Source organism: Brevibacillus sp. MS2.2 (assembly GCF_013284345.1).
GTDB lineage: Bacteria > Bacillota > Bacilli > Brevibacillales > Brevibacillaceae > Brevibacillus > Brevibacillus brevis_C.
Genome location: NZ_JABSUZ010000054.1, coordinates 24877 through 31392 on the forward strand (window position 1 = coordinate 24877; position 6516 = coordinate 31392).

6 protein-coding genes are annotated in these 6516 nt (G+C 48.3%); 5 read left to right on the plus strand and 1 reads right to left on the minus strand.

The annotated features are described in order from the left end of the window. Window positions 1–19: 19 nt before the first annotated feature. Window positions 20–544 carry an RNA polymerase sigma factor gene (locus HP568_RS28015; protein WP_048034940.1) on the plus strand — a complete coding sequence of 175 codons (525 nt, stop codon included), beginning with the start codon at window positions 20–22 and terminating at the stop codon, window positions 542–544. Continuing rightward, window positions 534–1772, plus strand: coding sequence for a YjgB family protein (locus HP568_RS28020; protein WP_173630823.1), 1239 nt, complete (start codon window positions 534–536; stop codon window positions 1770–1772). The genes HP568_RS28015 and HP568_RS28020 overlap by 11 nt, the downstream gene beginning before the upstream one ends. Window positions 1773–1813: 41 nt before the next feature. Here HP568_RS28020 and HP568_RS28025 read toward each other — a convergent pair whose 3' ends face one another. Next, window positions 1814–2824, minus strand: a complete 1011-nt coding sequence (locus HP568_RS28025; protein ID WP_048034942.1) for an ABC transporter substrate-binding protein — start codon at window positions 2822–2824, stop codon at window positions 1814–1816. Between the two features lie 183 nt (window positions 2825–3007). Here HP568_RS28025 and HP568_RS28030 point away from each other — a divergent pair, with 183 nt between their 5' ends. The 3 genes from HP568_RS28030 (at window position 3008) to HP568_RS28040 (ending at window position 6446) form a co-directional block, all read left to right on the plus strand. Next, a complete protein-coding gene (locus HP568_RS28030; protein WP_173630824.1) occupies window positions 3008–4015 on the plus strand; it encodes a FecCD family ABC transporter permease in 1008 nt (335 codons plus the stop codon). Next, a complete protein-coding gene (locus tag HP568_RS28035; RefSeq protein ID WP_048034944.1) occupies window positions 4015–5052 on the plus strand; it encodes a FecCD family ABC transporter permease in 1038 nt (345 codons plus the stop codon). Before HP568_RS28030 ends, HP568_RS28035 begins: the two co-directional genes overlap by 1 nt. A 620-nt stretch (window positions 5053–5672) precedes the next feature. After that, window positions 5673–6446: an ABC transporter ATP-binding protein gene (locus HP568_RS28040; protein WP_375154948.1), complete on the plus strand. Its 774-nt coding sequence runs from the start codon at window positions 5673–5675 to the stop codon at window positions 6444–6446. The last annotated feature ends 70 nt before the right edge of the window (window positions 6447–6516 follow it).

Here is a 6516-nt window from a genome sequence, read left to right on the forward strand (position 1 = left end):
TACAAAAGGTGGTTCAGCTATGGACAAAAACGGTTTAATGGAGCAATGGTTCCTACGCTATGGCGATGATATTTTCAAATTTCTTATTTACTACACAGGAACCCGCGATGTAGAAGACCTCGTTCAGGATGTCTTTCTAAAAGCGCTTCGGTCTCTGGACGCATTCGAAGGCAGATCGCAACCGAAAACATGGCTATTGACGATCGCGAGGAATACCGCCATCGATCATAAACGAAAGCAACGTCTTCGTAATTGGCTGCCAGATAAATGGCTGGCGAGTGTAGAGACAGAAGAAAAAACACCGGAAGAAATTCTGCACGTACATGAGGAGCAGCAAGCACTTTACCAGGCAATCCGTGAAGTAAAACCCGCTTTTCGCGAGGTGCTCATTTTGCGTGGAGTCAAGGGACTGTCCTCCAAGGAGACGGCTGAAATACTTGGGTGGTCCGAAAACAAAGTAAACGTGACACTGCACCGTGCGATGAAAGCTGTCAGGGAAATACTTGAGCGTGAGAAAAAGGAGATGATTGGCGATGCGATCTAATTCAGACCATGACTTACTAGCTAAATTGAAAGGGATGCCGGATATGAAAATGAGCGGAGAAAAAAATCACGAGATCGTTTCTGCTATTCGCCAAACAAATGTGAGTAAATCTCGGGGGAGTGCTTCTTTTCGTGGTTTCTCTGCACTTGGCAAGGGATTGGCCCTCTGCTCCGTACTTGCTGTGACCGTCTGGCTGGGAGCCTCACTCCTTACGAATCAACAACAGAGTACATTGCCAGACACCGTTGCGCCTATTGCTCCTGGCTCTCCTACTGCTTCTCCGGGACCGGTTCCAAACAACAGCGTAACCACACAGCCTACTCCGCAGTCAGAGGAGCTATTGTCACAGATTCTCTCAAATGCGAAAGAAGGCAGAGTCATCTGGCTTCCTTTCGCTCTGGAAAGAACGGGAGATGAAGTGGAGAAGGGCTGGGGAAAACCTGAGAAAACCTACACAGCAAATGGACTGATCTACTCCACTTACCCGAAAAAAGAAGTCGTGTTTGGCTACAACAAAGGCATGCAGATCGTAGACATGCACAGGACAGATTCACGTTTGCAGCAAATCAGCCTGTCTGCCGTCGAAAAGAGCTGGGGAAAACCCGGGCGTATTAGCGAGTTTGGTAATCAAACGATTTACACCTACGATGTCACAAACAACTATCAGGTGAAATTCCACTTCCAAGGTACGAAAAGCACGAGCAAGGAAGACTTGATTCTTGCTGAATACCATCTGTATCACCCGCAAGGAAACAAAAATCTCATGCTGTATGGAGACAATGCCGAATTGTTGCAAAGCGTGCGTGATCTCGCCGGGAAAGGCCAAATCTTTGGCAGTCAGTATCGTTTAGAAAAGGATGTATTCGATGACGCAGAAAAACAACTGGGCAAACCGGATGTCGTCTCCTTCATCAATGGTATCACGTACAATACGTACCGGGATCTCAATCTAGTCTTCGCCTTTAACAAAGGAATGCAGATCGTGGATATTCGTTCCTATGACCCGCGCCTGCAAGCAATCACACTTGCCGAAGTGCGTGAAACACTTGGGGAGCCAACGAGCAAAACCACAACGGGCGGCCAAACCATCTACACCTACAAGGTAACCCCTGATTACGAATTGAAATTCATTTTCTCAGGCATCATGACCGATGATCCAAACACCCTTTACATTGATCACGTAAACATTTACTACCCACGAGGAACATTTAACAACATGGCGGGATAACCACACAAAAAAGACGGGAGCATTAGTCCCGTCTTTTCTCATTATTTACCGATGATGTAGCCTTCCAGCTCATCCAGTACTTTATTGGCAGCGATTACGCCACCGGAAGTATTCCAGATGGTGTCATCCACTTTGAATGCCTTGTTGTTTTTCACGACGTTCAGGTTTTTCCAGAGAGGATCGTTTGTCCACTCCTGCTCCAGCTTGGAAGCCTCGCCTTTGCCTGTTTCGTACGTGAAGTAGAACATGATGTCGCCGTCCATTTCTGGAATGCGCTCTTTGGTTACTTCTGCTGCGAATTCTTCTTTATCTTGGGAAGCTGGACGTGCCAGGCCAAGATCCTTGAAGATCGCGCCAGTGAAGGTGTCTTTGTAGTAGATGCGAACTTTACCAGGCATGAAGCGAACTACGGATACTTTCGTGTTCAGCTTGTCGCCGGCTTTAGCTTTGAAGTCTTCTACGCGCTTGTTCCAGTCAGCAAGGACCTTTTCGCCCTCAGCCTTTTTGTTTACTGCTTCTGCGAACAAGGAGAAGTTTGCTTTCCAGTCACCACGCGGCTCATCCACAAATACGGTTGGAGCGATTGCAGTCAATTGTTGATAAATTTTTTCGTGACGGAATTTCATCCCCAGAATCAGGTCAGGCTTCAGTGCCGCGATTGCTTCTAGGTTAGGTTGTCCTTCTGTACCGACGGATTTTGTCCCCTCAAGGAAGGACTTGGTGAAATCGTAGAATTGAGTAGGATCAATGGTCGAACCTACAGCCCCTACTGGCTTTACACCGAGAGCCATCAAGGTTTCTGTACCTTGGTTAGTCAACATAACGATACGTTCTGGTGTTCCTTTAATGGTTGTTTCACCCATTGCGTGTTTCACTGTGTAGCTTTGGCCGGAACCCTCGGAATTGCCAGTTGCTTGGTCAGCAGGCTTTTGTTCTGCTGGCTTTTGTTCGCTTGCTTGCGGTGCGCCACAACCTGTAACGATCAGCAAGAGCGCCATTAAGACAGCAAAGAAAGCTTTACCGCCTGCGGTCCGATATGTACGAGAAAACATGATGAAAGGACCCCTTTCCCTTTTCTATAATGAGAATTCATATCAATGACAGAGTCTATCCTACTCCCCTGCTTGTCAAAAGTCAATCATAAAATGATAATGACTATCAACGTCATTGACACTTCCTTTATGTAGCTCTACACTTAACTATGAAACCATCTAAGAAATAAGGATGTAGCCATCATGAATTCTTTTTTAACTAGCAACTTTCGTAAAATTCTGGGAGTGGCATTCGCCCTTCTCCTCCTGACTTACCTCAGTTATGCCAGCCTTATCTTTGGCGTCATTGACACGAGTTGGCAAACTGCGATTGATGCCTACACGAATTTCAACGGCTCCAATGAACACATCGTCATTAAAGAAGTACGAGTACCGCGTGTGCTCAATGCGCTTACGGTCGGTTTCTGCCTCGGCTTGGCCGGAACACTGCTCCAATCCTTGACGAGAAACCCTGTTGCAGACGTTGAACTGTTCGGTCTTAATGCAGGTGCTTCTCTTTTTGTTGTGTTCGCCGTTACATTTGTCGGGATCAGCTCCTTGACCCAGTTTACGTGGATTTCCTTTTTAGGAGCCGCTGTAGCAGGTTTGATTGTCTACCTGCTCGGTTCATTCGGCAGAGATGGTCTTTCGCCTGTGAAGCTGGTTCTAGCGGGTGCAGCTATCACTGCTTTGGCTTCCTCGATCCGACACGGCATGATGGTCCTGAATGAAAAAGCTACTGACGAGGTGCTTTTCTGGCTGGCGGGTTCCGTTGGAGGCAGAAAGCTGGAGTATTTATCCACTGTCTTTCCTTATATGATCATCGCCTGGATTGCTGCTTTTGTCCTCGCACGTCCGATTCAAACGTTGTTGATGGGCGATGACGTTGCAAAAGGTCTCGGACAGCGCACATTATTGGTCAAATTCAGTGTTGGAATCGTCATTGTTCTCTTATCCGGTTGCGCGGTTGCTGTTGCTGGACCTATTGGTTTTGTCGGATTGGTTACCCCGCATCTGGCCCGCTATCTTGTCGGAATCGACACACGCTGGGTGCTTTTGTATAGCGGTCTGCTTGGTTCCATCCTGCTGCTGTTAGCAGACATCGGCGCTCGCTTTATCGCAATGCCTGCTGAAGTTCCTATTGGAGTAATGACAGCCCTGATCGGGATTCCGTTCTTCATCTATGTCGCACGCAAGGGGCTGGATAAATAATGAAAGACTACCTGTCTCTTCGCATCGGCAAGCGCTTTTCATCGTTTCAGCTACATAAAAAGACGATCTGGTTTTCGCTACTCGCCTTGCTGATCGTCATCGCAGTGGCGGTTGTCAGTCTCGGGATGGGTGAAATGAAAATCGCTCCGCTCGATGTGGTAAAAGTTTTGTTGGGAATCGGTTCAGAAGAGAATGCTTTGATTGTGGAGCAATTTCGCCTGCCACGCATCGTCATTGCTATTCTGGTAGGTGCCGCACTCGCCGTTGCGGGTGCCATCATGCAGGGCCTCGTCCGCAATCCGCTGGCTTCCCCGGATATTCTTGGGGTATCGGGGGGAGCATCTGTTTTTGCAGTCGGCTTCCTGATCCTATTTGAAACAGCGAGCATCAAGTGGCTTCCTCCCATCGCTTTTTTGGGAGCAACATTGACGACATTCCTGCTGTACGCCCTCTCTTGGAAAAAAGGAGTTACGCCGCTTCGTCTCGTCATGATCGGTGTTGGAATTAAAATCGCAGCGGGTGCCATTGTCACCATGCTGATCATGTTCAGTCCGTTTTTGCTGCAAAATAAGGCATTGCTCTGGCTGACCGGAAGCATCTACGGCGTTGCCTGGAACGACGTATTCATGATTTTGCCGTGGGTAGTCGGACTGATTCTCGCAGCGTGCTTGCTTGCAAGACGCGTGAACATTCAACAGCTCGGCGATGATCTGGCTACGAGTCTCGGCAGTTCCTTACAATTGGATCGCTTCCTCCTGCTCATGATTTGCGCGGCTTTGACGGGAACAGCCGTCTCTGTTGGAGGAGATATCAGCTTTGTGGCTTTGCTGGCCCCACACATTGCCAAGCAACTGATTGGTCCGTCCTTTGGCGGTGCCATGACACTTTCAGCTTTCTTGGGTGCCATTATCGTATTGCTTGCCGATTTGATTGCACGCATGGCTTTTTCACCAATCGAAGTGCCTGTAGGGGTATTCACCTCTGCCATCGGCGCTCCGTTTTTCATCTACTTGCTGTACAAAAACCGAAATCGCTAGGGAAGAACTTAGTCCCGCTGTAGTGGTGGGGAGGAAACAGGAGAAAACACTCAGATTCTTGTCCCACCCGCTGAGGGATTCACTGCCCGACTCCATGCAAAAAGCGAAACCGCGTCCAAAGTAGTTCTTTCAGGATGTTTTTCAGAGGTGGACGCTTAAGAGCGTGTTTCGCTTTTTGCATTCCGTCTCGGTCGGTGTACCAAAGATCTTCGCTTTTTTCTCCTGTTTCCTCTACGAGCTTTCGTGCTATACGGATTTTAAAAAGCCTTTTAAAGATTGAAGAATCTGATCAGTAACGCCAGAGAAGAATATTTCCAGACGTAGCGACTTGTGGAGTCCTACCGAGCGGAGAAGGGATTCGCGGGCAAAAGAAACGTAACCGTGCCCATACGACGAAGCGGCTACCACTTTTGCGTTTCCCCGCGAATCCCTTCGGAGCGGACAGTCCCAACCCTCAGCGGGACGGAGCACTGAGCCTAGACTGGAAATATTCTTCTCCCCACCGCAACACATGCGACCCTGAATATATTTTTTAATTCCTATACGTTGAAAGGAGTCCACCCCATATGCAAGCTTTGGAAACCCAACGACTTACGCTATCGTACGGAGAACGCAACATCATTGAAGCATTAGATTTAAACATCCCGCGTGGAAAAATCACAGTTTTCATTGGCAGTAATGGCAGTGGCAAATCGACATTGCTGCGCTCTCTGGCACGTTTACTCAAACCAAAGGAAGGCGCCATCCTGCTTGAAGGAGAATCGATCGCGAAACGCTCTACCAAAGAGGTAGCCAAACGTCTTGCTATCCTTCCTCAAGGCCCATCTGCACCAGAAGGATTAACGATTCTGCAATTGGTCAAACAAGGACGCTATCCTTATCAAAACTGGCTACAGCAATGGTCAGAAGAAGACGAGCAGATGGTCAACAAAGCATTGGCAGCTACTCAACTCACGGATATGGCCAATCGTGCCGTCGACAGTCTTTCTGGCGGACAACGTCAACGCGCCTGGATTGCGATGACGCTCGCCCAAGGAACCGAGACGATTTTGCTGGATGAGCCTACGACTTATTTGGATATGTCGCATCAGATTGAGATTTTGGACCTGTTGTTTGAACTGAATCAAACGGAACAACGCACCATCGTCATGGTTCTCCACGATCTGAATCTCGCTTGCCGCTATGCCCATCATATCGTTGCTGTTCACAATCAAACTGTAGTGGCAGAAGGCGCTCCGAACGAAGTGCTGACGACCGACCTTGTCCGTACGGTATTCGATATGGATTGCCAAATTACGCAAGACCCGCTGTACGGAACTCCTATGTGCATCCCGTACAGTAAAAGTCGCCTGGGCACTGTGCAGACCGAACGAAAAGCATTCGCCATGTCATAAGCGCCAAACAACAAAAAGACTGTCCATCGAGTTGTATGGGCAGTCTTTTTTCTTATGCAAAAACTTGAGT